The organism is Pseudomonas sp. PDM10 (assembly GCF_014852295.1).
Taxonomy (GTDB): domain Bacteria; phylum Pseudomonadota; class Gammaproteobacteria; order Pseudomonadales; family Pseudomonadaceae; genus Aquipseudomonas.
On sequence record NZ_JACVBJ010000006.1, the window covers coordinates 486,586 to 510,523 of the forward strand.

Genomic DNA, 23,938 nt, shown 5'->3' on the forward strand with positions numbered 1-23,938 from the left:
GCTCAGGAAATCTTGATGATGGACGGCCCGGTCAAACTTGAATTTTCCGAAAAATACGACGATCAACACGCTCAACAATACCTGCGTAAACACAAGGATGGCCTTGGCCGCCGCCTGTCCCACTGGCGTGACGAGCAACTGGCACGCAAGGCGCTGGCACTGGCCGGTGACCCGGGGCTGATCCTCGATTTGCCCTGTGGTGCGGGACGTTTCTGGCCATTGCTGGCGGAAAAAACCAATCGTGCGATCATTGGCGCCGACAACTCCGAATCCATGCTGAAGATTGCCATGAAGGCGCAACCTGCCGAGGTGGTGAAACGGGTACAACCCTTGCACACTTCTGCATTCGACATCGCCTTGCCTGATAACGCCGTCGACAACATTTTCTGCATGCGTTTGCTCCATCACGTCGGTGAAGCCGAGCATCGACTGGCCATTTTGCGTGAATTCGAGCGCGTCACACGTGATAGCGTGATCCTTTCCCTATGGGTGGACGGCAATTTCAAAGCGTGGAAACGCAAGCGCCTCGAGAAAACCCGTGCGCAGGGAGGTTACCAAAATCGCTTTGTGTTACCGGCTGCTACGGTTGAAAAGGAATTTGAGCAGGCGGGTTTTCTCATTCAGGAACAACTGGACTTTTTACCGCTCTATGCCATGTGGCGGGTCTACGTATTACGCAAGAGGTAACAGAATGGCAGTGCAGTGTGCAGCAGAAACGGACGTCGCTCCTCAGGATCGCTTCGACTATTTCTGGAATCAGCGCGGTGAATGGGTCGAAGAACCCAACGTCCGTCGCGGTGGAGAAAGCGGCGTGCAGCGCGTCGTGAGCAGCAGTGGACAGCTGCTTTACGTTAAACGTCAGACCGGGCATATCTATCGCAGCTTGCTGCATCCATTCGGTCGGCCGACAGTATTGCGCGAGCGCGATGCGCTCATCGGCCTGAACCTGCTCGACGTTCGCGTTCCGGAACTCGTTTTCTGCGGTGCACAGCGCGATCCGGTGCATAAATGGCGCGCATTGCTGATCACCAAGGCGCTGGACGGCTTCGAGGAAATCGAACACTGGTACGCTGGCGGCGGTCGCGAGCGTCACGGTGAGGCTGTGCATGATCGCGTGTTGAAGGAACTGGCCGAGAGCCTGGCCCGGATGCACAAGGGCCGCTGGCAGCACGGCTGCCTCTACTTCAAGCACGTATTCGTGGGCATCACCGGCGAAGGCGAGGCTTGCAAAGTTGAAGTGGCCTTGATCGATCTGGAGAAAGGCCGCCAGCGTTTGACCGCCCGGCAAGCGGCGACTCATGACATGAAGCAATTGCGTCGCCACTCGTCGTTCAGCACGACGGACTGGCAGAAACTCGTCTACTTTTATAGGACGGCGTTTGGCAGCGCTATCAAGGGTTTATAGCAATGAAACTCGAAATTGCACGAGGTGTATTTTTATTAGGTGCCTTGGCAGTTGCTTCTCTGGCGGTGGCGGCTTGGGAGCAGCCCCGCACGCAAGTCCTCAGTTCAGTGAATGGCGACGCGCACTGTCCGTTGCCACGCGTTGCGAAGGCATCCGTGGCATCCCAACCCGATCATGATTTATTGCTGTTCATGTTCGGACTTTCTCAAGGATTGAGGCCACAAAGTTGAACAGATTGAAGCCCAAATAAAAGGCCTCGCTAATGCGAGGCCTTTTTTATTCCCACCTACAGAGCTCCGATCGTTCCCACGCTCTTAGCGTGAGGGTTTATCGGGTTTTGCCAAAAGCGTGTACACACACGGCAGCACAAACAACGTAAACAACGTCCCGATCGACATCCCCGTGGCGATCACCATGCCGATGTCGAACCGGCTGACGGCGCCCGCCCCCGTGGCGATGATCAACGGCACCATACCGAACACCATCGCAGCGGTGGTCATCAACACCGGACGCAGACGAATGGCCGCCGCTTCCTCCACGGCTTCGCGCGGCGTCAGGCCTTTGTCCTTGCGTAACTGGTTGGCAAATTCGACGATCAGGATTCCGTGTTTGCTGATCAGCCCGATCAACGTCACCAGGCCGACCTGGGTGTAGATGTTCATGCTCGACCAACCCAGGAACAGCGGGATCAGCGCGCCACAGATTGATAGCGGCACGGTGACCAGAATCACCAGTGGATCGCGGAAGCTTTCGAACTGGGCCGCCAGGACGAGGAAAATGATCGCCAGCGCCAGGGCGAAGGTAACCCACAGCGCACTGCCTTCCTGGACGTATTGCCGTGATGCGCCGGCATAGTCGAACGCATAACCCACCGGCGCCTCTTCCCGGGCGATCTGGCGCACGGTGTCGATGGCTTCCCCCATGCTGACCAACGGCACCCCGGACAGGATGGCCGAGTTGAGTTGCTGGAACTGGTTCAACTGCCGTGGACGCGCCCGGTCGGTCACGGTGATCAGGGTCGACAGGGCCAGCAGTTCGCCTTTGGTGTTCTTGACGTAATAATTGTTCAGCCAGTCGGGGTTGTCCCGGAAGGGCCGTTCGACCTGCGCAATGACTTTGTAGCTGCGACCTTCAATGGTGAAACGGTTGATCTCCGACTCACCCAGCAATGTCGCGAGCGTCCCGCCCAGGTCCTGCATGGAAACACCCATCTGTGCGGCCTTGGCGCGATCGATATCGACCACCACTTCCGGTTTGTCGAAGGCCAGGTCGACGTCGACGAAGGCGAACTTGCCGGATTCCATTGCCCGCTTTTTCACCCGGTCGGTCACTTGCAGCAGCGACTCGTAATCCTTGGCGGAGTTGATGACGAACTGAAACGGCAGCCCCTCGCCGGTACCGGGCAGGGAAGGCAGGTTGAAGCCGAAGATTTGCAAACCGGAAATGCTCTCCAGTTTGGCCTGTACCTCGGGCAGGATCTGCATTTGCGTGCGGCTGCGTTCGTTCCACGGCTTGAGCAGGAAGCCGCCGATCCCCGATTGCACGCCGTTGAAGCCATTGATCTGGAACGACGAGTAGTACTCGGGAAACGTTTTGAAGATCGTGACGAACTCGTCAGTGTAGGCGCTCAGGTAGTCGAGGTTGGCCGGTTGCGGGGCATTGGCCATCATGAAAATGATGCCCTGGTCCTCATCCGGCGCCAGTTCCGACTTGGTGAATTTGAGCAGCACCGGAATCAGGCACAGCACGATCACCGCGAACACCAGCACCACCGGCCGGGTGTTGAGGGTACCGTGGAGTATGCTTTGGTAACGGCGCTTGAGGCCTTCGAAAATCAGGTCCAGGCGATGGGCCAGACCGCTGGGATTTTCGTCGTGACGCAGCAGGAGGGCGCACATCATTGGCGACAGGGTCAGGGCGACGATGCCGGAGATCACTACCGCGCCGGCCAGGGTCAGGGCGAACTCCTTGAACAGCGCCCCGGTGAGCCCCGTCAGGAAGCCGATCGGCGCATAGACCGCCGCCAGGGTGATGGTCATCGAGACCACCGGCATGGCGATTTCCCGGGCGCCTTCGATGGCCGCATCCAGCGGCGTCTTGCCTTCTTCGATGTGCCGGTGGATGTTTTCCACCACCACAATGGCATCGTCCACCACCAGACCGATGGCCAATACCATCGCCAGCAACGTCAACAGATTGATCGAGTAGCCCATCATCTGCATGAAGAACATCACGCCGATCATCGACAGCGGGATGGTGACGACCGGGATCACCACCGAACGCAGTGCGCCGAGGAACAGGAACACCACCACGATGACGATCAGCACCGCTTCGAACAATGTTTTGATCACCTCGTTGATCGAGGCCTGGATAAACAGCGTGGCGTCGTAGGCGATTTCACCTTTGAGGTTCGGCGGCAGCTGGGCTTCCAGGTCCGGCATGATCTTGCGCACTTCCTTGATCACGTCCAGCGGGTTGGCGCCGGGTGTGGCCTTGATGCCGATGTACACCGAAGGGGTGCCGCCGAAGGAGCTGATCGAATTGTAGTTTTCCGCCCCCATTTCAACCCGCGCCACATCGCTGAGCAGCACGCGACTGTCGCCCTCGACCTTGAGCGGAATCGCGGCAAAGGCTTCGGCGGACTTGAGCTCGGTATTGGCGTTGATGCTGGTGACGACGTACTCGCCTTTCACTTCGCCGGCGGCGGAGAGGAAGTTGTATTTGCGCACGGCATCGGTCACGTCGCTGGCACTCAGGCCGAAACCGGCCAGCTTGACCGGGTCCAGCCACAGGCGCATGGCAAATACCTGGTTGCCGAGAATCTCGGCTTCAGCCATGCCCGGCAGGGTCGCCAGTTTCGGCTGGATCACCCGCGACAGGTAGTCGGTAATTTGCGGGTTGCTCAGCTCCTTGCTGAAGAAGCTGATGTACATCAGTGCCGAGGCGTCGGCGGCTTCCTTGCTCAGCACCGGGTCTTCGGCGTCCTGAGGCAGCTGGTTTTTTACCTCGTTGGCTTTGGCCAGCAGTTCGGTGAACAAGCGGTCGCTGTTGGAGCCGATGCGCGCGTAGATCGAGATCACCGAGAAGTTCTGGCGACTGACCGAGGTCATGTAGTCGATGCCCTCGGCGCTGGCCAGACTTTGCTGCATCGGTTGGGTGATATAGCCCTGAATGGTTTCGGCGTTGGCCCCGGGATAAGCGGTGGTCACCGTGATCAGGGCGTTTTCCATTTGTGGATATTGGCGCAGCGGCAATTTGCTCCAGGCCTGGAAGCCCAGCAGCACAATCAACAGGCTGACCACGGTGGCGAGCACCGGGCGGCGGATGAACGGGTCGGTAAAAGCCATGGGGATTCCTTGATCAGTCCGCGCGCGGCGGGCTGTTCTTCTCGGCTAAGGTCTTGTCGTCGCTGATCGCAATGTGTACGCCGTTGTCCAGTTTGATCTGGCCGGCGGTGACCACTTTTTCGCCGTTCTGCACACCTTTGGTGATCATCACTTGCCCATCGCGGCGCTCGCCGGTTTCGATGAAACGCCGTTCGGCGATCAGGATCGGTTGGCCCTTGTCGTCTTTTTCCAGGCTGCCGTCTTCGGCTTTTTTCTGCGCGACGACATAGACCGAGTTGCCGTACAGCGTGTAAGTGATCGCGCTTTCCGGCACGACGATGCGCGGCTGCGGGTCGGGTAATAACACTTGCAGGCTGGCGAACATCCCCGGCAGCAGTTTGCCGTCGGGGTTGGCCAGAGTCGCGCGGACCTGGACGTTACGCGTGCTGTTTTCGACTTTTGGGTTGATCGCGCTGATGGTGCCGGGAAAGGTTTGTGTCGGGTAGGCCGCGACAACGATCTGCACCGGTTGCCCGAGGGCGATCTTCGGTACCGACTGCTCGGGCACGAAGAAGTCTACATAGAGGCTGCTGAGGTCTTGCAGGGTGGCAATCATGGTGCCGCTGGCGAGATAGTCACCGATGTCCACCTGACGAATGCCGATGGTCCCGCTGAACGGTGCGAGCAAGCGTTTTTTGGCCAGCGCCGCCTTGAGCTGATTCACCGTGGCCCGGCTCTTTTTCAACACGGCAGAGAGCCGGTCGAATTCGCCTTTGGAAATGGCCTGGCTACCCACCAGTTGACTGCCGCGACCGTAATCGAGCTGCGCCAGCCCCAGGTCGGCCTCCGCGGTTTCGAGCAGGGCGGTTTCTACCACGCTATCAAGCACAAGCAGCGGTTGGCCGACCTTGACCTTCTGCCCTGACTCGAACTGCAAATCGATGACGGTGCCGTCGGTCTCCAGGCTCAGGTCCACGCCTTGAAACGCCTTCAGGGTGCCGACGGTGGGCAGGCGGGCTTGCCACGGCCGTTCGGTGGCAGTGGCCACGGCGACACTGATCGCTGGTTTCGGCACAGCAAAACCCTGAATCATCGTATAGATGGAGAAGGCTTTGTAACCGGCCAGGACCAGCACGATCAGCAAAACAACACCCAACATGATCAGCATGCGGCGACGCAGCATATTTCCACTTCCTTGGAGAAAATCAGGTGACTCAGTCGGGCACATTACTCCGAGTGGGAGCTTGATTCCAACTGGCAGAACTTACAGGGAGGCCAGCATGTCTGCGCGGAATGGATTGAACACAAACCTGTGGCGTGGGGGCTTGCCCCCGTTCGGCTGCGAAGCAGTCGTAAAACCATTGCATGCGGTGTGTCTGATTCACCGGTGTTGCAGGTTTTGGGGCCGCTTCGCGACCCAACGGGGGCAAGCCCCCTCGCCACAGGGAGCATAGAAGTCAGATGAGATGAAGGTGGTTGTCCCAGAGCCCTGCGGGTAGGTCGAGGGGTTTTGCAACAAGGCTTGTCTGGCGGCAGTCGTAGAACCGGCAGCGCCCCTGACCCGAGGTCACGACAAAGCCGTCGGCTACCGCGCCGACCCCGGCGCAATCGGGAAGCGGCGCGTCCAGTCGCACTTCACCGCTGTCCAGGTCCCAGATGAAAAAGCGGTTGCCCCGTGGCGCGGTCAACGCCACCAGGCGCAGTTCGCTGTGCACCGCGACGCTGGCGGTGTAATGCCCCATGGCCTGCAACTGATGTTCAGGCACCGGGAAGGCCACGAACGGCTGGCCGGGACGCTTGATCGCCAGCAGCTCCGACGACTCGTGAGACGGCCCCATGAACTGCTGACCGGCGACGATGGTGCCGTCGCTGGCAATCCCCAAATGACGCACGCTGTTCATCTGCTGGGCGAGGGTTTCCTTGCTCAGCAGGGTGCCGTCGCGTTGCATCAGCACCAGGCTCGGTTCCATGGCGTTGAGGTTCATCTCGACGCGGCTTTCGGCCTCGGTGCGAATGCCGCCGTTGGCCACTACCAGGGTTTCGCCATCGGGCATCCACGACACCTGATGCGGGCCGACGCCATGGGTGGAAATCTCGCCGCTGTGCACCAGCCGCTCGCCTTCGAACTTATACACACCGAGCAAGCCGCGACCCGGATCGGAGGTGTCGTTCTCGGTGGCGTACAGCCAGTCGCCGCTCTTGTGAATCACCGCGTGACCGTAGAAGTGCCGGTTCGGCAGCGAGGTCACGGTTTGCAGCAGCGTGCCGTCGCGCAGGTCGATCAGGTAACTCTCGGTGCCAGGACGACGGGCGACGAACAGCGCAATCGGCAGCGTCGGGTGGTTGATGATGTCGTGGCAGCGCTGGCCGACCTGGGTGGCAAACACCCGGGTGCCGTCCAGCCGGTAACCGACGGCGTAATGCTTGCCATCGGTATCGTCCCGCGCAGAGAGCAGTAGCGGGCTTTTGTCCTTCTGCTTGAACAGCGTCCAGCCGCCCAGTGTCACCGCACCGAGCAGCAAACTACCTAACGTCAGAGCCTGGCGTCGCAGCATGGAACTTGCCCTCATCAGTCACCGTCGTTGGCGTTGAAGCCCAGTTGGATGCCCAGCGCCTTGGCCAGGTCGCCTTCGTGCAGGCGGTGGACGGCGTTGAGGCTGTCGTAGAGGTCATTGAGTTGCTGGCGACCGGCATCGTCGTTGAGCATCTCGGTCAGCGAGCGCTGGTTGCTGGCGAACAGCGTCAGGGACGCGGCGTAAGCGGCGTCGATCTTGTCGGCCAATGGTTTCTGCTCTTTCGGCAACAGACCACGCAGGCCTTTGTTGTCGACGCCTTCCCACACTGTTTTGGCGGCGGCGAGGCTGGCTTCCAGGCCAGTCAGGGACGACTGGCTGCGCCATGCATCGGCCTGGAACGGTTGCGGCACACCCTTCGTCTGACGGCCCATCGGCGTGCCGAGTTTTTTCTTCAGGCTGTCGAGGGCGGTGACTTGCACACGCAGCAGATCGGCGATGGCTTCGTGGGAATCGGCGTAGCGCTGGTTCGGGAATTTGCTCATCTGCGCGAGCATGCCGTCGGTGTTGTTCCAGCTTTTCAGAATCTCTTCGGCCAGTTGTTTCTGACGCTCGCCGATCGCGATCAGCAGCGGGCAGTACTTGGCTTTCTGTTCGGCGTTGGCCACATCAGGCTTGCTGTCGAACAGGATGTATTCGTAGGCGGAAAGGCCTTGAACCACAACGCTGGATTTGGCCAGAGCGGCGGCATCGATCTGCGGTTGTGGGGTGACCAGTTGCTCGACCTGACGGCCGACGAGGTTTTTCTTGTCAGGCCAGAACTGCACCTGCCAGGCGCGATTGCCTTCGGCCAGCGGCCCGATCAGCAATGGTTGCAGCTCGGCCCAGGCTTTCTGCGCATGCAGGAAGTCGGCGCGGGCGGTGTCGAGGTTTTCCTTGCCTTCGCAGTAGGCCAGGGCGCTGACGGCCAGTTGGCGGTCGGCTTCAACCCAGCGTGTGTAGGTCGGCAGGATCACCGACTTGGCGATGGCTGCTGACGTCACGGCCTGCGGATCCTGAGGCGAACAGGCGCCCAAGGCTAGTGCGGCGAGGCTGGTGAACAACAATTTGGGACGGAACATGTCGGGCTCCCGCTATGGAATACGTATTAAAGGGAATTCAAGAACGCCAGCAACGCAGCGCGCTGCTCGGCATTGAAAGACAAAACCTGTTGCTGCGCCGCTGCGGCTTCGCCGCCATGCCAGAGCACGGCTTCGAGCAGATTGCGGGCACGGCCATCGTGCAAAAACTGGGTGTGGCCACTGACCGCCTGCGTCAGGCCGATGCCCCACAACGGCGGGGTGCGCCAGTCGCGGCCACTGGCCTGGAATTCGCTACGGTGGTCGGCCAAGCCGTCGCCCATGTCATGCAGCAGCAGATCGCTGTAAGGGCGAATCACTTGATTGGCCAGTTCAGGTTCTGCGGCGTTGGCGGCGGTGGTGTATTTCGGGGTGTGGCAGGACTGGCATCCGGCCTGGAAAAACAGAGTCTTGCCGGCCAGCACCTCGGGGGCGCTGACATCGCGGCGAGCCGGGACGGCGAGGTTACGGCTGTAGAACAGCACCAGACGCAGGATGTTGTCGCTGACTTCCGGTTCGCCCTGCGCGCCATTGCCGTTGGGCGCTTGCTTGCAAGCGGTTTGCGCGGCGGTGCAGTCATCGACGGGGCGCAGACGGGTGGTGAGGCCCATGTCGCCGGAGAACGCATGAACGTTCTGTTGATTGAGGTTGGGTTGGCCGGCCTTCCAGCCGAATCGCCCGAGAACGGTTTTTTGCTGCGCGTCATCCCAGACCCGGTTCGGGCGTCCGGCGATCCCGTTCTTCGCTTTTGCCTGAGCCTCGGCATTGGCCAGGACCGCCTCGTCGGGGATCGCTTCAAGCAGGCCCAGGCCAATCATTGGCGGCGCGACCCTGGCCGAGAAGCGCGTGTCAGGGTGCATCGGGCCGTAGCCGAGCTGGGTGATCTGCAACGTCGGCTTGCGCAACTCGACTTCGGTGCCGTCCTTGAAGCGAATCGGAACGGGCGTGTAATCGACGCGCACTTTGCCTTCCGGCACGACACCCGGCACGGACATGTCCTGCAATTGTCCGCCGTAGACCGGTTCCGGGACGACACCGAGCTGCTCGATGACCTTGGCATAGGTCGGCGCATTGGGAATCGACAGGCGTACCAGCATCGACACGGCGTTCTGCGCATCAGGCGCGGGCGGATGACCGCGGCCGTCCTTGATGTGGCAGCCCTGGCACGCGTTGGTGTTGAACAACGGCCCGAGGCCATCCCGGGCGGTGGTGGTCGACGGGGCGATCACCCAGGGACTACGGAAAAAGCTGTTGCCGACACTGAAGTCCACGCGCCGTGACGGCGGCAGGTTGGCGGACGGCAGGGAAAATGCGTTCTGATCGGTCTTGCGCACGGTTGCGCTGCCACCGGACCGGGCTTCACCGGGTTCGGCTTGGGTAAAACGCGGGGCGTCATCGCAGGCACTCAGGCCCAGGGCCAGAAACAGTGCGGACAAGCGAAGAAGCAGCGAGGGCATCAGACATCCTGCAAGACGAGCAAAACAAGGGCGCAAAGTCTAACAGGGCAGGGGAGATTGAATAAGAGGAATTATCGTTTGGTTGATGCAGCGCATTTTTCCTGGACACCCACACCCCCTGTGGGAGCGAGCCTGCTCGCGATGGCGTCATCACAGTCGACATTGATGTTGAATGTACGACCGCTATCGCGAGCAGGCTCGCTCCCACAGGGGACCGCATCAGGCAGGCATGAAAAAGGCGACCCGAAGGTCGCCTTTTATTCAGCCAGCGTTGATCAGAACTCGTGATCAGCGTTGTCCGGGTTCAGGTCGCTGATGCCCAGTTTGCCAGCGGCGGCTTCGATCGAACCGGTCTGCTTGACCAGCGAAGCGATAGCGTCACGGACGATCTGGTTGCCAGCGGTGTTGCCGGCGGCGATCAATTGGTCGTAGTGCTCACCCTTGTTGGCGTGATCGACCATGATCTGGATTTTGGCTTCGGTGGCGGCCAGGTCGGCTTTGAGCGCGGTGTCGGCAGCCGGGTCGGCCTTGGCCACCAGGGACGACAGGCTGGCGCCGGTCATTTTGGTGCCGTCGACGCGGGTGTATTCGCCCAGGTACACGTTACGAATGCCTTTGGCATCGTAGAAGTGCGAGTTGTGGGTGTTGTCGCTGAAGCAATCCTGTTCGTCTTCCGGGGAGTTCGCTTCCAGGGAAACCTTCATGCGCTCGCCCGCCAGTTCGCCCAGGGACAGGCTGCCCATGCCGAACAGCATTTTGCGCAGGCCGGATTCAGCTGGCTCGGCTTCCAGGGTGGCGCGGTAGTTGTCGGCCACGTTCGGCTTCCAGTTACCGACCATTTCTTCCAGGTCGCTGACCAGCAGTTGGGTCACGGACTTCAGATAAGCGCGACGACGATCGTTATGACCGCCGGTGGCGCCTTTGCCTTCCAGGTAGTCGGAAGCTGGACGGTTGCCGGCGCCAGGGCCGGTACCGTTCAAGTCCTGGCCCCAGAGCAGGAATTCGATAGCGTGGTAGCCGGTGGCGACGTTGGCCTCGGAACCACCCAGCTCGTTCAGGCTGGCAAGTTTTGCCGGGGTAATGTCTTTCACGTCGACCTTGTCTTCGCCGACCTGAACCTGGGTGTTGGCGATGATGTTGGCCGTGGCGCCCGGGTTACCCAGTGCGTGTTCGTAGGATTTGTCGACGTAGTCGATCAGGCCTTCGTCCAGCGGCCAAGAGTTCACCTGACCTTCCCAGTCGTCGATGATGGTGTTGCCGAAGCGGAACACTTCGCTTTGCAGGTAAGGAACGCGGGCAGCGACCCAGGCAGCTTTGGCCGCTTTCAGGGTGTCGGCGTTCGGCTTGGCGAGGAAGGCGTCGACGGCGGTTTGCAGGGTCTTCGCGGTAGATTCGGCATCGCTGTAGACGGCGAAGACGATGTCGGCGTAATGCGCGACAACGGCTTTGGCGGCGGCCTCGTCGACTTTGCTGGCAGCGGCGGGTGCAACAGCCGGGGCCGTGGTGCTGGTGGCCGGCGTCGGTGCTTGCGCAGCGACAGCTTTGTCTTTGCCTTCGCCACAACCGGCGAGGGAAATAGCGATGGCCAACAGACTGGCGGTAGCCAGAGGCATACGAATCATGGCGAACATCCTGCTTCGAGAGGGGTGGAAAGGCGCAGCAAGCGCGCAAAACTGCGACATAATGCAAATCTTTCGCATTATCTGTAAAGGGTTGTACCTGGAAATATTTCTTATTCAGGGGGAGTTGTGTCGTGGATCAAGAGCACGCAGCCTCGTTTCACTCGACAGCTGCTACAGAGTGAAACGAGGCTGCGATCTTTTGATTTTTTACAAAATAGCCGCGTTACTGCGCTGGGCCTGTTTCAGATACGCGCTCAATTCCCGCGCCGGCAGCGGCTTGCTGTAGAGATAGCCCTGACCTTCGTGGCAGCCCTCGGAAATGATGTAGGCCTCTTGCTCGGGGGTTTCCACGCCTTCGGCAATCACCTGCATGCCCAGGCTCTTGCCCAGCTGGATGATGGCCCGAACGATGGTCGCGTCGTCGTCGTCATCGAGCAGGTCCTGAACGAAGCTCTTGTCGATCTTGATCTTGTCCAGCGGCAGGCTTTTCAGATAGCTCAATGACGAGTAACCGGTGCCGAAGTCGTCGATCGCGATCAGCGCACCGGAGCGGCGTAGGCTCAGCAGGTGCTGGGCGGCCGTGCTGATGTCTTCCATCAAGCCGGTTTCGGTGACTTCCAGCTCCAGGCTGCGCGGTGGCAGGCGGTACATCTGCAGCAGGTTGTTAACCACCCGTGGCAACTCGGCGTGGTGCAACTGCACCGTGGACAGATTCACCGCCATGCGCAGGTCGACGAAACCCAGGTCATGCCACTCGCGCAATTGCTTGCACGCCTGATCCAGCACCCATTCGCCGATGGCGATGATGGTGCCGTTCTGCTCCGCCAGGGGGATGAACAAGTCCGGCGGAACCAGCCCGTGCTCGGGATGCTGCCAGCGAATCAGCGCCTCGACACCCACCACCCGGTGATCGCGATAGCTGATCTGCGGCTGGTAGACGAGGTAGAACTGACCACGGACCAGAGCGTCGCGCAGGTCTTTTTCCAGCTCGCGACGGCGGCGCATCTCGGTGTCGACGCTGGCGATATAGAACTGATAACGGTTGCGCGAGCGAGTCTTGGCCAGGGTCATGGTCTGCTCGGCTTTTTGCAGCAGTTTCTCGGTGCTGTCACCGTCCTCGGGGAACAGGGTGATGCCGATGGTGGCGCGCAGGCGAATCTCCTGATGATCGAGAGCAAAGGCCGCTTCCAGGTCATCGAGAATGCTTTGGGCCAGTTCGGCCGCTTCGTAGGGTTGTTCGATGTCGGCCTGGACCAGGGCGAACTGGTCGCCGCCGAGGCGGGCGAGGGCGCCAAGGCGTCCGCTGTGAGCTCGCAGGCGATCGGCCAGAGCCAGCAGCAGTTGGTCGCCGGTCTGGTAGCTGAATTGTTCGTTGATGCCCTTGAAGTCGTCCAGGCCGACCACCAATACCGCGACCCGACGTTGCAACTTGCCGGCGTCTACCAGGATTTTGTCCAGTTGCTGCTGTAATTGCTGGCGGTTCGGCAGGCCGGTGAGGAAGTCGTACTGGGCCATGCGTAGCAGGCTGTTTTCCGCTTCGTGGCGCAAATGGGTGTTGCGCTCGATGGACTCGAGCAACTGGTTGGCGGTGTTGATCCAGATTCCCAGTTCGTTCTTTTCGTGCCCCTTGAGCAGCGGGATTTTGTGTGCGCTGGGGCGATCCGGATTGATTTCAGTGAGGTGTTCGATGATCCGCGACAGCGGCTTGGTCAGCAGCCAGTGATAGACCAGGTACAGCACCAGCCCCATGGCCATCGCACGCAACACGCCGGAGATGAAGATGATCACCGAACTGACGATGAAACCCTGGCCGTAGGTGGCGGTGTCGAGGGTGATGCTCAGGTCGCCGTAATATTCGCTGTAAGGGCCGCGACCCACCAGCTGGGTGGTGAAGGTGCGTTCCTTGCCGAGGATCAGGTCGGTCAGCCAGCGACTGTCGGAATGCTGCAACTCGCGGGTCTTTTGCGCGAGCATGGCTTCGTTGGGATGGCCAATGGAGGCCTTGCGCACAGCGTCGTCCTGAAACAGGCCTTCGATCACTTGCATACCCATTTCCCGGTCCAGGCTGTAGACGGCCTGGGTCGAGGGGTCGCGGAACATGTCGAGGATGCGTTGGGCATCGCTGGCCACGGCCTGGCGTGTTTTATAGGCATCGAAAACGATCTGCGCGCAGCTCAAGACCACGCCAACGATCAATGCCGACAGGAGCACGACCCGGAGCAACTTCACCGACAAGCTGTTCTTGAGTTCCAGCTTCAAAGAGTCATTCCTTGTTCCGTGCGGGTAGCGTCAAGTTGCCTGAGTATTGGCAATCCGGTGATGGCAGTCAAAGGGACAATCAATCACATGGGGTTTTGCCTGTAGCTTGGCCCGAAATGCTGGCGTTTTGACTATTTGGACTATTTGCGCCATTTGTACTGTGTCGGTTGTTGGGGCCTTCAACTTGAGGGGAATTTGGACATATTTTCCGTTTGATTGATGTTAGACGGCTGTGGCGTTGGGGCAAGGGCTGAAGGCTGGTTTCATCGTGGGAAATCGGCCTGGTTTTTGCGGATGTACCTGTTGAGTGGTAAGGGGCGAAAGGCGAACGCCGATCCCCCTTGTGGGAGCGGGCTTGCTCGCGAAGGCGGCCTGACAGCCGACCAATCTTTCCTGCCAAACATCCAATCCCTGTGGGAGCGAGCCTGCTCGCGATGGCGGACGCACAGGCAACGGATGCGTTCGTTTAAACAGCGGTAAAAAAACCAGACCTTTCCCACGAGGTTTTCAGGTTGCCCGTAGGAAGCGGGTTCAATTACCTTTTGGCTGTCGCTGAAAAAATCAGCGATCGGGTGTGAGAACCCGGCAAGTCATAGTCATCCAGCGCCAGTATCCGCATAATTGCCGCCAGTTTATCTGCTGCATATGCGTTATGGCGGCTGTGTGCGGGCAGACTTCGGTCTGGCCGGGTGTCTATGACCGGTTTCTCACCTCGCACATAGCTGCCACCTCTTCGTCGCGTGAGAAACGGCGAGGGAATGGCACCCAACGTCATAGGCATTCCCTTGGATAAATTAATCCCCGATCCCCCCTTCAACACCACCAAACCCTACAGTCCCAACACCATGTTCATGATCGCCCCCGACATGGATACCGAATCCCTCCTGGCCCACGCCTGTGAGTCATTGGCTTCGGCAAGTGTTCTGGCCAGTGATTTCGCCACCTACCTGACCGGCTCACAGCGCAGTACGGCGTTGGCCATTGCGCAGATCGTCATGTTGGCGGACTTAGCCGTTAATCGGGCACTGGATATCGTCGACCCGCAGTAGTCCGTAGGCTGACCGCGTTATCGTTCATCGCGAGCAGGCTCGCTCCCACAGGTACAGTGGTGTCCTTGTGGGAGCGAGCCTGCTCGCGAAGGCAGTCCAACTGCCGCCCCAAGACTTTCCCCCGCCCATAAAAAAACCCGGCAAAGCCGGGTTTTTTTGACTGGCGTCGATCTTAAGCGGTGAAGGTTTTGCCTTCGAACTGCTCAGCCACGAATTTCCAGTTGACCAGGTTCCAGAACGCTTCGACGTATTTTGGACGAAGGTTGCGGTAGTCGATGTAGTAAGCGTGTTCCCAGACGTCGCAGGTCAACAGCGGGGTGTCGCCGTTGGTCAGCGGGTTGCCGGCGCCGATGGTGCTGGCCAGGGCCAGGGAACCGTCAGCCTTTTTCACCAGCCAGCCCCAACCGGAACCGAAGGTGCCGATGGAAGTCTTGCTGAATTCTTCCTTGAACTTGTCGAACGAACCGAAGGCTGCGTTGATAGCTTCAGCCAGTGCGCCGGTTGGTTGACCGCCGGCGTTTGGCGCCAGGCAGTTCCAGTAGAAGGTGTGGTTCCAGACCTGAGCGGCGTTGTTGAAGATACCGCCCGAGGAAGATTTGACGATTTCTTCCAGAGTCTTGCCTTCGAACTCGGTGCCTGGCACCAGGTTGTTCAGGTTCACGACATAGGTGTTGTGGTGCTTGTCGTGGTGGTATTCCAGAGTTTCCTTGGAAATGTGCGGCTGCAGGGCATCGTGTGCGTAAGGCAGCGGCGGCAATTCGAAAGCCATGATGATTCTCCTAATCAGGTCAGTTGCGGTGAGCGCAAGGCCGATCACGGGCGGCCAGACAAGCGCCGGGGAGTTTGTACTCTTTGCGGCGCATCGGACCGGATCATAGCACCGGGGGTGCGGCATAACCACGCAACAACTGTGTGGGATAGAGGTTCCAGAGCCTTTTGGAATAAATCAGGCGCTGGTGATTAGTTGGGCCGCCACTGTGAACATCATTACGGCCACGAGCAGGTCGAGAATTCTCCAGGTGCTCGGCCGCGCCAACCATGGCGCCAACCACGCCGCGCCGAGCGCCAGGGTGAAAAACCACAGCAGCGACGCACTGGCCGCGCCCACGACATAGGCGCCGGGCTCGGTTTGTTGGGCGCCGAGGGAGCCAATCAGCAACACGGTATCCAGATAAACGTGCGGGTTAAGCAGCGTTACGGCCAACGCACTGAGCAGCACCGCGCGCAATGAGCGCACGGTCTGGTTTTCACCTTGTTGCAGGCTCTGTTTCGAGCAGGCCCGGCGCAGTGCCTGGCTGCCATACCAAATCAGAAATACGGCGCCACCCCAACGGGCAACCGCTAAAAGCGTCGGGTTCTGCGCCAGCACCGTCGCCAGGCCGAATACGCCGGCAGCGACCAATAATGCATCGCAGGTAACGCAGAGCGCCGCCACCGGCAGGTGATGTTCACGTCTCAGACTCTGAGCCAACACGAACGCATTTTGAGTACCGATCGCCATGATCAGCCCCGCGGCCACCAACAGGCCGTTCACATAGCTTTGCCACATAAGATGTTTACTCCGCGTTGGCCGCCAGATCCCGCAATACGTGCAGGGCGCGTTCAGCATCGGCCTGGCCGACGAATAAATGGTCGTGGTAATAGCCAGCGATCACATTGCAACTGATGCCGGCCTGGCCTAATTCCGTGGCGAACGCGGCGGTCAGGCCGACGGCTTCGAGGGCCGAATGCACGTTCAAGGTGATCCAGGCCGCGACGTAATCGAAACTGAAACCGGCCTTCTCGGCGTGGGAACGTTCCAGAATCACCGTCAGACCTTCCTGTTCGCGGAAACTGCCGACGATCTCCAGGCCTGCCGGCAACTTGCCGTCGCGCAGGGTGCAGAACACGTATTCGCCGACATTGAGTTGCGGGCTCATGCTGCGCAGCAGGGTTGCCAATGAAGTTTCGCCAGCCATGTCGATGATCCTTGTTGAAGAGTTCTTGCTGGCCATTCTCCGGTGTCAGGCTGTATAAGAAAAACCAATCATGCTGATCGCTCATTAGGAAAACTGATGTTCGACTATAAATTGCTTTCTGCTCTGGCCGCGGTGGTTGAGCAGGCCGGGTTCGAACGTGCGGCTCAGGTGCTTGGCTTGTCGCAATCGGCGATCTCCCAGCGCATCAAATTATTGGAGGCGCGGGTCGGCCAACCGGTGCTGGTGCGGGTGACTCCGCCGGCCCCGACCGAAATCGGCCGACGGCTGCTCAACCATGTGCAGCAGGTGCGTTTACTTGAACGGGACCTGCAAACACTGGTGCCGGCACTCGATGAAGAAGGTCTGCCGGAACGTCTGCGCATCGCCTTGAATGCCGACAGCCTCGCCACGTGGTGGGCCGCAGCCGTCAGTGATTTCTGCGCCGAGCAACACCTGCTGCTGGATCTGGTCGTCGAAGACCAGACGGTGGGCCTCAAACGCATGCGCGCTGGCGAAGTGGCCGCGTGCATCTGCGCCAGCGAGCGACCGGTGGCCGGCGCACGCAGCGTTTTGCTGGGGGCCATGCGCTACCGTGCGTTGGCCAGCCCGGCATTTATCGCCCGGCATTTTCCTGAAGGTGTGCGCGCCGATCTGTTGTCGAAAACGCCCGCGTTGGTGTTTGGCCCGGATGATTTCCTACAGCATCGCTACCTGGCGTCCCTCGGCGTCGATGGCGGATTCGAACACCATCTATGCCCCTCGTCCGAAGGCTTCATCCGTCTCACGGAAGCGGGACTCGGTTGGGGCCTGGTGCCAGAACTGCAGGTGCGCGAGCAACTGGAGCGTGGTGTATTGGTAGAGCTTTTGCCCGATAAGCCGATCGATGTGCCGCTGTACTGGCATCATTGGCGCAATGGCGGTCAGTTGCTGGGGTTACTCACCGATCAGTTGGTGCGTTCGTCGAAGCAATGGCTGGTGCCGTTGGACTGACGGGCAGCGTCAAGACCTCACGCAAAATGCAAAACGCAAAACGAAATATTCGGAGCAATTCATGAAGATTCTGGTTACCGGCGCAAGCGGCTTCATCGGCGGGCGCTTTGCGCGTTTTGCCCTGGAGCAGGGCCTGGACGTGCGGGTCAACGGTCGCCGGGCCGAAAGTGTGGAGCATCTGGTGCGTCGTGGCGCCGAGTTCATCCAGGGTGACTTGAGCGACCCGGAACTGGCACGTGACCTGTGCTCAGACGTTGAAGCCGTGGTGCATTGCGCCGGTGCGGTCGGTTTGTGGGGGCGTTATCAGGATTTCCATCAAGGCAACGTGCAGGTCACGGAAAACGTGGTCGAGGCCTGTCTGAAACAGCGGGTTCGGCGACTGGTGCATTTGTCGTCGCCGTCGATCTACTTTGATGGCCGCGATCACCTGGGGCTGACCGAAGAACAGGTGCCCAAGCGCTTCAAGCATCCCTACGCCGCGACCAAATACCTGGCCGAGCAAAAGGTTTTCGGCGCTCAGGAGTTCGGCCTCGAAACCCTGGCCCTGCGCCCGCGTTTCGTGACGGGGGCTGGCGACATGAGCATTTTTCCGCGGCTGCTGAAAATGCAGCGCAAAGGACGGCTCGCGATCATCGGCAACGGCCTGAACAAGGTTGATTTCACCAGCGTGCAAAACCTCAATGAAGCATTGCTCAGCAGTTTGCTGGCCAGCGGTTCGGCGTTGGGCAAGGCCTACAACATCAGCAACGGCACGCCGGTGCCGTTGTGGGACGTGGTCAATTACGTGATGCGCAAGATGGATGTCCCACAGGTCACGCGCCACCGTTCCTACGGTTTGGCCTACACCGTGGCGGCGCTCAATGAGGGTGTGTGCAAACTGTGGCCAGGTCGTCCCGAGCCGACCCTGTCGCGCCTGGGCATGCAGGTGATGAACAAAAATTTCACCCTGGACATCAGCCGCGCCCGGCATTATCTGGACTACGATCCAAAAGTCAGTCTCTGGACCGCCCTCGATGAATTCTGCGGCTGGTGGAAGGCCCAGGACATCCGCTGACGCACGGGTTAGCGCCGCCACACTGAACCGAGTTCGGGGTTGAGGGTCAATCGATGCGGCAGTGGGGGTTATACTGCGCCGCATCAAGCCATCACCGCGTTCCACAAAGGTTGACTCAATGTCCATGCGTAACGATGCCAACGACGACTTCGATCTGCCGAGCCTGCGTGCCGACAGCCTCGACGACGATGATTTTCCGACCACCGCTCGCACCTCCGTGCATTCGCGGACCACGCCAGTCGTCAAAGTCAAAAGTCCGAGCACCGGCCCGCTGTGGGCGCTGGTTGGCGCCTTGTTCTTCGCGTTTGCAGGTCTGGCCTGGTGGAGCTTTCAGCAGCTCTCGCTGATGGAACAGCAATTGGTGGCGACCCAGGAAAGTTTCGCGCGTATCAGTGAAGAAGCGGCGGGGCGCTTGCAGGACATTTCCGGCAAGGTTGTCGCCAGTCAGACCAACGTCAACAGCGACAGCGAAGCCTTGAAGCTGCAAATCAAACAGCTGGAAAGCAAACTCCAGGATCAAAGCAAACAACAGCAGGGCGTTGTCGGCCAGACCACCGATCTGGACAAGCGCCTGGCGCAGATGAGTGCACAGACCACCGAGCTGGATAAGCGCCTGGCGCAGATAACCGGGCAAGGCAGCGAACAACAGACTGCCACCATTCAATTGCAGGCTCAGGTCAAAGTCTTGAACAGCGATGTAGCCGTGCTGAAAAGTAACCTGACGGACACCGACAAATTCGACGCGCAACTTAAAAGCCTTGGCTCCGACATCGTTGCCCTGAAGAAACAAGGCAACCCGAGCGCCGCCATCGAGCGCCTGGAGCAGGAAGTCATTATCCTCAAAAGCCAACAGGACAATCGCTCGGCCGCGACGTCAGGCGGGACCAATACCGCCGAATTCGACGCCTTCCGTAGCCAGGTCACCCGCACCATCAACTCCCTTCAGGCGCAGATCCAGAATCTGCAGCAGCAGCTGCGCGCAAGGCCGTAAGAACCAACCAGCTACACCAAGCTGCTTTAGCAGCTGGTGCAGCTGGCGAGGTGAGGTGAGGTGAGAAGAGGGGATTGTGGCGAGGGGATTTATCCCCGTTAGGCGGCGAAGCCGTCGTAGTCCATTGGACGCGGGGTGGCTGGAAAAACAGGGGCCGCTTCGCAGCCCAACGGGGATAAATCCCCTCGCCACAATCACCTCACCTCGCCTCGCCACACCTCACCCCGCAGGCTGCATGATCGTGTTCTGTGCTTTCCTGAATATTCATACATATCCCCAAGCCGGCTACGCTCTTGAAACACCAACAAGAACGAGGGATGCGCAATGGGGTTTTTGCATAGGTTGGCCTTGCTGGGCGTGATGCTTTTGCTGTGTCTGGGCCAGGTTCAAGCCGCCGGCACGGAAAAGGACGACAGCCAGGCGGCCAAAGCCTTGCTGGAAAAAGCCCTGGCGTACTACCACGACCATGGCGACAAGGCCTTCGCTGCTTTCAGCCGTCAGGGCGAGTTTGTCGACAAGGATCGTTACGTGTTCGTGGTCGACACCAAAGGCGTGATGCTCGCCAGCGGCGGGCCGTCTTCGGCGTTGATTGGCCGTGATGTGTCCGATGTGCTCGGGCCGGATTTGCAGAAAGCCTTCAAAGACGCCTTGAAAGTGCCGGAGGGCAATGGCATCCAGCAAGCCGAATATCGCTGGCAGAACTGGTCCGACGGCAAGGTCGAACGCAAGCATGTGTTCTACCAGCGCGTCGGTCAGCGGATCCTGGCGGTCGGTTACTACTTGCCACGGGCCTCAGCGGAACAGGCGATGGCGTTGCTGAACAAAGCAGCGGCCGATCTGGCCAAGGACGAGAAGGGCACGCTCACGGCCATCAACTCCCTCAAGGGCGGTTACTTGCAGGATGACCTGTACGTCTTCGTCGTCGACCTGGATAACCAGCGTTATGTCGCCCATGGCACCAACCTGCGGTTGATCAATACCGATTTCAGCAAGATCAAGGATCCGGAAGGCAAGCCGGTTGGAGAGCCGATCCTGGCGCTGATGGCCAGGCAGGACGATGGCGAATACGAGTACCGCTGGAAAAACCCGGTGACTGGCAAGGTCGAGGACAAACATGCCTACCTGAAAAAGGTCGGGCATTTTCTGGTGGCTGTCGGGTATTACAGCCCTTGAATAGTGGTGCCTGACACACCGTAATCGCGAGCAGGCTCGCTCCCACAGTAGATCTCCAGTGATCACAGCATTTGTGTATGACGCAGATCCAATGTGGGAGCGAGCCTGCTCGCGATTGCAGCCGACTCGGTCCTTCTACCGAACCTTATCCTCTCGCCCACGCAAGACCCTATCCGGCATGGCAACCGCCGCCGCCAGCCCCAGCAGCGACACCGCCGCACTGACCATCAGCAAATGCCGGAACGTCAGCAGCAGCTCAGCGCGCAAGGCGTTCTGCGCATCCCCCGGCGCAGCGTTTAAACCATCGAGCAAGACATTCCCAGAACTGCCCTCGGCAATCATCGAAGAGCCGGCCAGGTGGGCGAAACTTGAGTCCTGCAACAACGCCAGCAGCAGTGCCGACATCAACGCCACGCCCACCGCACCGCCCAGTGAGCGGAACAGGTTGGTGGTGCTGGTGGCGACACCGATGTCCCGTTGTGCCACCGCGTTCTGCGTTCCGACCAGGGACGTCGGGAACTGCATGCCGCTGGCGATCCCGCTGAGCAACATGAACAGACTACTGAGCACAAATGCCTGGGGAGGGCTGAACGCCATGCCGAGAATCGAGATCGGCATGAGCAGGGCGCCGGTCAGGATCATGGGCTTGTAGCGCCCGGTCACCGAGGTCCGGCGGCCGGCGAAATACGCGCCAATCGGCAAACCCATCGCCAGCGGCAACAGGTGCAACGCGGCGCTGTCGGCCCCGGCGCCGGTCACGCTCTGGAAACGCAGCGGCATCAACACAATCAGCGAGATCGCCTGGAAACTGGTGAAGAAGATCGTGCACCAGCACAGGATCGCATTGCGATTGGCGAACAAATGCATCGGCAGCAGCGGCTCCCGCGCCCGGCGTTCATGCCAGACGAACAGCGCCAATACCAACACTGCACAACCGAGCAGGCCCAGCACGTCGGCACTGCGCCATGAATGGCCCTGGCCGACTTGAGTGATGCCCAGCAACAAGGCGGTCAAGCCGATGATCATCAGCACCGTGCCGAGGTAATCGATGATTGGTTTGCGTTGCGGCACTGGCAAACCCACCAGCGTTCGATTGGCCACCAGCCAGGCACCGAGGCCCAACGGCAGGTTGATCAAGAACACCCAGCGCCATGACAGGTACTCGGTCATGTAACCGCCGAGTACCGGGCCGGCCACGCTGGCCACGGCGTACATGCTGCTGAAATAGCCTTGATAGCGGCCACGTTCCCGGGGCGGCACGATGTCGCCAATGATCGCCTGGCTGACCGAAATCATCCCGCCAGCACCGATGCCCTGAAGAATCCGCGCCAGCACCAGCTGCTCCATGCTCTGGGCCATGCCGCAGAAAAACGATGCGACCGTGAACAACCCCATGCCAAACAGCATCAACGTGCGGCGACCGTACAGATCGCCCAGTTTGCCGTAGATCGGCACGGCCACCGTCATCGCCACCATGTAGCCGGAAATTACCCAGGCCAGCAGGCTGACGTCCTTGAATTGTGCGGAAATGGCCGGCATCGACACGGCGACGATGGTCTGGTCCAGCGCGCCCAGAAAGATTGCCAGCATCAGGGCGATCAACACGCTGCGAATGGCCGGTTTGGGCGTTTCAGGCTGGTTGAGATTGGTCACGGGTTTGAACCTGCGGACAGTGATTGACCCGCAAGGAGCAAGGCGAGCGGGGATGCTCGCCAGTGTAAGTCGGTAGCAGGCTATTCGATAGCCTCGTATGGAAGGCCGACGTAATTTTCTGCAATGGTTTTTCGACCGGCCTCGGAGTCGACGAAGTACTCCAGTTCTGACTCGGCAATCCGCTGGCTGAAGGCGTCGTGTTCATCGAAACGGTGCAGCATCGAGGTCATCCACCAGGAAAACCGTTCGGCTTTCCATACCCGACGCAGGCAGACCTCGGAGTATTTCTCCAGCAAATCCACACGGCCTTCCCGGTAAACCTTCAGCAGAATGTTGAACAGCGTACTGACGTCGCTGGCCGCCAGGTTCAGGCCCTTGGCGCCGGTGGGCGGGACGATGTGCGCGGCGTCGCCGACCAGAAACATCCGCCCGTACTGCATCGGTTCGACGACAAAACTGCGTAACGGCGCGATGCTTTTTTCGATAGAAGGCCCAGTGACCAACGATGCTGCCAAGGCGCCAGGCAGACGGGATTTGAGTTCATCCCAGAAGCGCTGATCAGACCAGTTCTCGACGTGCTCGTCGGCCGGTACCTGGAGGTAATAGCGAGTGCGGGTGGCCGAACGCATGCTGCACAGGGCAAAACCGCGCTCATGCCGGGCGTAAACCAGCTCTTCGTGGACTGGCGGCGTGTCAGCGAGGATGCCTAGCCAGCCAAACGGATAGACCCGCTCGAACACGTTCAGGCACTCGGCAGGAATCGACTGCCGGGCCACGCCATGGAAACCGTCGCACCCGGCGATGTAGTCGCAATCGAGTCGATACAGCTCGCCGTCCTTCTCAAAAGTCACGAACGGCTCTTCGGTTTTCATCCCGTGAGGAACGACGTTGCGTGCCTCGTAAATCGTCTGCGCACCGGCCTCCCGACGAGCGGCCATCAGGTCGCGGGTGACCTCGGTCTGACCGTAGATCATCACCGTTTTGCCTCCGGTCAGGGCGTGCAGATCGATGTGTACGCGGCGTCCGTCGAGGGCCAGTTCGAAGCCTGTGTGGACCAGCCCTTCGGCGTCCATGCGCTGACCCACCCCGGCCTGGCGCAACAGCTCTACCATGCCTTGTTCGAGGACGCCGGCACGGATTCGTCCGAGGACATAATCCGGGGTCTGGCGTTCGAGAATGAGGGTGTCGATGCCGGCGTTGTGCAGCAATTGGCCGAGCAATAAACCGGACGGACCGGCGCCGATGATGGCGATTTGGGTTTTCAGCATTTTCATTGTTTTTATGACTCGCAAGCTTCACACGACCAGGGCCGGTGAATAATTTTTATGGATCGAGTGCTTGCATTTTTCTCTCGCGAGTCTGTCAATTGA

At 59.9% G+C, this 23,938-nt stretch carries 20 protein-coding genes; 8 read left to right on the forward strand and 12 right to left on the reverse strand.

The genetic code is table 11. From position 1 onward, the window contains the following. Positions 1 to 18 precede the first annotated feature (18 nt). The 3 genes from IB252_RS22605 to IB252_RS22615 are packed head-to-tail and all read left to right on the forward strand — an operon-like array spanning position 19 to position 1,635. Positions 19 to 687, forward strand: coding sequence for a class I SAM-dependent methyltransferase (locus tag IB252_RS22605; RefSeq protein ID WP_192410377.1), 669 nt, complete (start codon positions 19 to 21; stop codon positions 685 to 687). A 4-nt stretch (positions 688 to 691) separates the two neighbouring features. Further along, positions 692 to 1,405 (forward strand): lipopolysaccharide kinase InaA family protein, encoded by a 714-nt coding sequence (locus IB252_RS22610; protein WP_192410310.1) that lies wholly within the window; start codon positions 692 to 694, stop codon positions 1,403 to 1,405. 2 nt (positions 1,406 to 1,407) lie between these two features. Then, complete coding sequence (locus IB252_RS22615; RefSeq protein WP_111451973.1) at positions 1,408 to 1,635, forward strand: hypothetical protein; 228 nt, start codon at positions 1,408 to 1,410, stop codon at positions 1,633 to 1,635. Positions 1,636 to 1,719: 84 nt separating this feature from the next. Here IB252_RS22615 and IB252_RS22620 read toward each other — a convergent pair whose 3' ends face one another. The 7 genes from IB252_RS22620 to IB252_RS22650 form a co-directional block, all read right to left on the reverse strand. After that, on the reverse strand, positions 1,720 to 4,752 hold the full coding sequence (locus tag IB252_RS22620; RefSeq protein ID WP_192410311.1) for a multidrug efflux RND transporter permease subunit: 3,033 nt from the start codon (positions 4,750 to 4,752) through the stop codon (positions 1,720 to 1,722). Between the two features lie 13 nt (positions 4,753 to 4,765). Beyond that, positions 4,766 to 5,914, reverse strand: a complete 1,149-nt coding sequence (locus tag IB252_RS22625) for an efflux RND transporter periplasmic adaptor subunit (protein WP_192410312.1) — start codon at positions 5,912 to 5,914, stop codon at positions 4,766 to 4,768. A gap of 274 nt (positions 5,915 to 6,188) precedes the next feature. After that, positions 6,189 to 7,286, reverse strand: coding sequence for a DUF1513 domain-containing protein (locus IB252_RS22630; protein WP_056741997.1), 1,098 nt, complete (start codon positions 7,284 to 7,286; stop codon positions 6,189 to 6,191). 14 nt (positions 7,287 to 7,300) lie between these two features. Beyond that, positions 7,301 to 8,365 (reverse strand): imelysin family protein, encoded by a 1,065-nt coding sequence (locus IB252_RS22635; protein WP_192410313.1) that lies wholly within the window; start codon positions 8,363 to 8,365, stop codon positions 7,301 to 7,303. A 26-nt stretch (positions 8,366 to 8,391) separates the two neighbouring features. Further along, on the reverse strand, positions 8,392 to 9,819 hold the full coding sequence (locus IB252_RS22640) for a di-heme oxidoredictase family protein (RefSeq protein WP_192410314.1): 1,428 nt from the start codon (positions 9,817 to 9,819) through the stop codon (positions 8,392 to 8,394). Positions 9,820 to 10,094: 275 nt separating this feature from the next. Next, on the reverse strand, positions 10,095 to 11,441 hold the full coding sequence (locus IB252_RS22645; RefSeq protein ID WP_111451967.1) for an imelysin family protein: 1,347 nt from the start codon (positions 11,439 to 11,441) through the stop codon (positions 10,095 to 10,097). 207 nt (positions 11,442 to 11,648) lie between these two features. Further along, a complete protein-coding gene (locus IB252_RS22650; protein WP_111451966.1) occupies positions 11,649 to 13,700 on the reverse strand; it encodes a putative bifunctional diguanylate cyclase/phosphodiesterase in 2,052 nt (683 codons plus the stop codon). A 785-nt stretch (positions 13,701 to 14,485) separates the two neighbouring features. Between IB252_RS22650 and IB252_RS22655 the strand changes: the two genes are divergently transcribed. Beyond that, on the forward strand, positions 14,486 to 14,749 hold the full coding sequence (locus tag IB252_RS22655) for a DUF6124 family protein (RefSeq protein WP_008156086.1): 264 nt from the start codon (positions 14,486 to 14,488) through the stop codon (positions 14,747 to 14,749). Between the two features lie 172 nt (positions 14,750 to 14,921). Here IB252_RS22655 and IB252_RS22660 read toward each other — a convergent pair whose 3' ends face one another. The 3 genes from IB252_RS22660 to IB252_RS22670 all read right to left on the reverse strand — a co-directional run bounded on the left by IB252_RS22660 (position 14,922) and on the right by IB252_RS22670 (position 16,707). Further along, the gene (locus tag IB252_RS22660) at positions 14,922 to 15,518 is read right to left on the reverse strand and encodes a superoxide dismutase (protein ID WP_008156084.1); all 597 of its coding nucleotides are present in this window, start codon (positions 15,516 to 15,518) and stop codon (positions 14,922 to 14,924) included. 177 nt (positions 15,519 to 15,695) lie between these two features. Next, entirely contained in the window at positions 15,696 to 16,298 is a 603-nt protein-coding gene (locus IB252_RS22665; protein ID WP_111451963.1) for a LysE/ArgO family amino acid transporter, read from the reverse strand. Positions 16,299 to 16,305: 7 nt separating this feature from the next. Next, the gene (locus IB252_RS22670; protein ID WP_192410315.1) at positions 16,306 to 16,707 is read right to left on the reverse strand and encodes an ACT domain-containing protein; all 402 of its coding nucleotides are present in this window, start codon (positions 16,705 to 16,707) and stop codon (positions 16,306 to 16,308) included. Positions 16,708 to 16,803: 96 nt separating this feature from the next. Between IB252_RS22670 and IB252_RS22675 the strand changes: the two genes are divergently transcribed. From IB252_RS22675 to IB252_RS22690, 4 genes are all read left to right on the forward strand, one after another. Further along, positions 16,804 to 17,697 (forward strand): LysR family transcriptional regulator ArgP, encoded by an 894-nt coding sequence (locus IB252_RS22675; RefSeq protein ID WP_076028448.1) that lies wholly within the window; start codon positions 16,804 to 16,806, stop codon positions 17,695 to 17,697. A gap of 61 nt (positions 17,698 to 17,758) precedes the next feature. Further along, entirely contained in the window at positions 17,759 to 18,751 is a 993-nt protein-coding gene (locus IB252_RS22680; protein ID WP_008156077.1) for an NAD-dependent epimerase/dehydratase family protein, read from the forward strand. 118 nt (positions 18,752 to 18,869) lie between these two features. Continuing rightward, positions 18,870 to 19,742, forward strand: coding sequence for an ATPase (locus tag IB252_RS22685; RefSeq protein ID WP_111451961.1), 873 nt, complete (start codon positions 18,870 to 18,872; stop codon positions 19,740 to 19,742). Positions 19,743 to 20,066: 324 nt separating this feature from the next. Further along, entirely contained in the window at positions 20,067 to 20,915 is an 849-nt protein-coding gene (locus IB252_RS22690) for a cache domain-containing protein (protein ID WP_111451960.1), read from the forward strand. Between the two features lie 135 nt (positions 20,916 to 21,050). Here IB252_RS22690 and IB252_RS22695 read toward each other — a convergent pair whose 3' ends face one another. Beyond that, on the reverse strand, positions 21,051 to 22,568 hold the full coding sequence (locus IB252_RS22695) for an MDR family MFS transporter (RefSeq protein WP_192410316.1): 1,518 nt from the start codon (positions 22,566 to 22,568) through the stop codon (positions 21,051 to 21,053). An 80-nt stretch (positions 22,569 to 22,648) separates the two neighbouring features. Then, entirely contained in the window at positions 22,649 to 23,833 is a 1,185-nt protein-coding gene (pobA, locus tag IB252_RS22700; protein WP_192410378.1) for a 4-hydroxybenzoate 3-monooxygenase, read from the reverse strand. Positions 23,834 to 23,938 lie beyond the last annotated feature (105 nt).

Excerpts from the sequence above, each read along its gene's own strand:
- IB252_RS22690 (WP_111451960.1), top strand. The coding sequence starts at position 20,067 with ATGGGGTTTTTGCATAGGTTGGCCTTGCTGGGCGTGATGCTTTTGCTG.
- IB252_RS22630 (WP_056741997.1), bottom strand. The coding sequence starts at position 7,286 with ATGCTGCGACGCCAGGCTCTGACGTTAGGTAGTTTGCTGCTCGGTGCG.
- IB252_RS22620 (WP_192410311.1), bottom strand. The coding sequence starts at position 4,752 with ATGGCTTTTACCGACCCGTTCATCCGCCGCCCGGTGCTCGCCACCGTG.
- IB252_RS22640 (WP_192410314.1), bottom strand. The coding sequence starts at position 9,819 with ATGCCCTCGCTGCTTCTTCGCTTGTCCGCACTGTTTCTGGCCCTGGGC.
- IB252_RS22615 (WP_111451973.1), top strand. The coding sequence starts at position 1,408 with ATGAAACTCGAAATTGCACGAGGTGTATTTTTATTAGGTGCCTTGGCA.
- IB252_RS22660 (WP_008156084.1), bottom strand. The coding sequence starts at position 15,518 with ATGGCTTTCGAATTGCCGCCGCTGCCTTACGCACACGATGCCCTGCAG.
- IB252_RS22670 (WP_192410315.1), bottom strand. The coding sequence starts at position 16,707 with ATGGCTGGCGAAACTTCATTGGCAACCCTGCTGCGCAGCATGAGCCCG.
- IB252_RS22685 (WP_111451961.1), top strand. The coding sequence starts at position 18,870 with ATGTCCATGCGTAACGATGCCAACGACGACTTCGATCTGCCGAGCCTG.
- IB252_RS22645 (WP_111451967.1), bottom strand. The coding sequence starts at position 11,441 with ATGATTCGTATGCCTCTGGCTACCGCCAGTCTGTTGGCCATCGCTATT.
- IB252_RS22610 (WP_192410310.1), top strand. The coding sequence starts at position 692 with ATGGCAGTGCAGTGTGCAGCAGAAACGGACGTCGCTCCTCAGGATCGC.
- IB252_RS22625 (WP_192410312.1), bottom strand. The coding sequence starts at position 5,914 with ATGCTGCGTCGCCGCATGCTGATCATGTTGGGTGTTGTTTTGCTGATC.
- IB252_RS22680 (WP_008156077.1), top strand. The coding sequence starts at position 17,759 with ATGAAGATTCTGGTTACCGGCGCAAGCGGCTTCATCGGCGGGCGCTTT.
- IB252_RS22665 (WP_111451963.1), bottom strand. The coding sequence starts at position 16,298 with ATGTGGCAAAGCTATGTGAACGGCCTGTTGGTGGCCGCGGGGCTGATC.
- IB252_RS22675 (WP_076028448.1), top strand. The coding sequence starts at position 16,804 with ATGTTCGACTATAAATTGCTTTCTGCTCTGGCCGCGGTGGTTGAGCAG.
- IB252_RS22635 (WP_192410313.1), bottom strand. The coding sequence starts at position 8,365 with ATGTTCCGTCCCAAATTGTTGTTCACCAGCCTCGCCGCACTAGCCTTG.
- IB252_RS22605 (WP_192410377.1), top strand. The coding sequence starts at position 19 with ATGGACGGCCCGGTCAAACTTGAATTTTCCGAAAAATACGACGATCAA.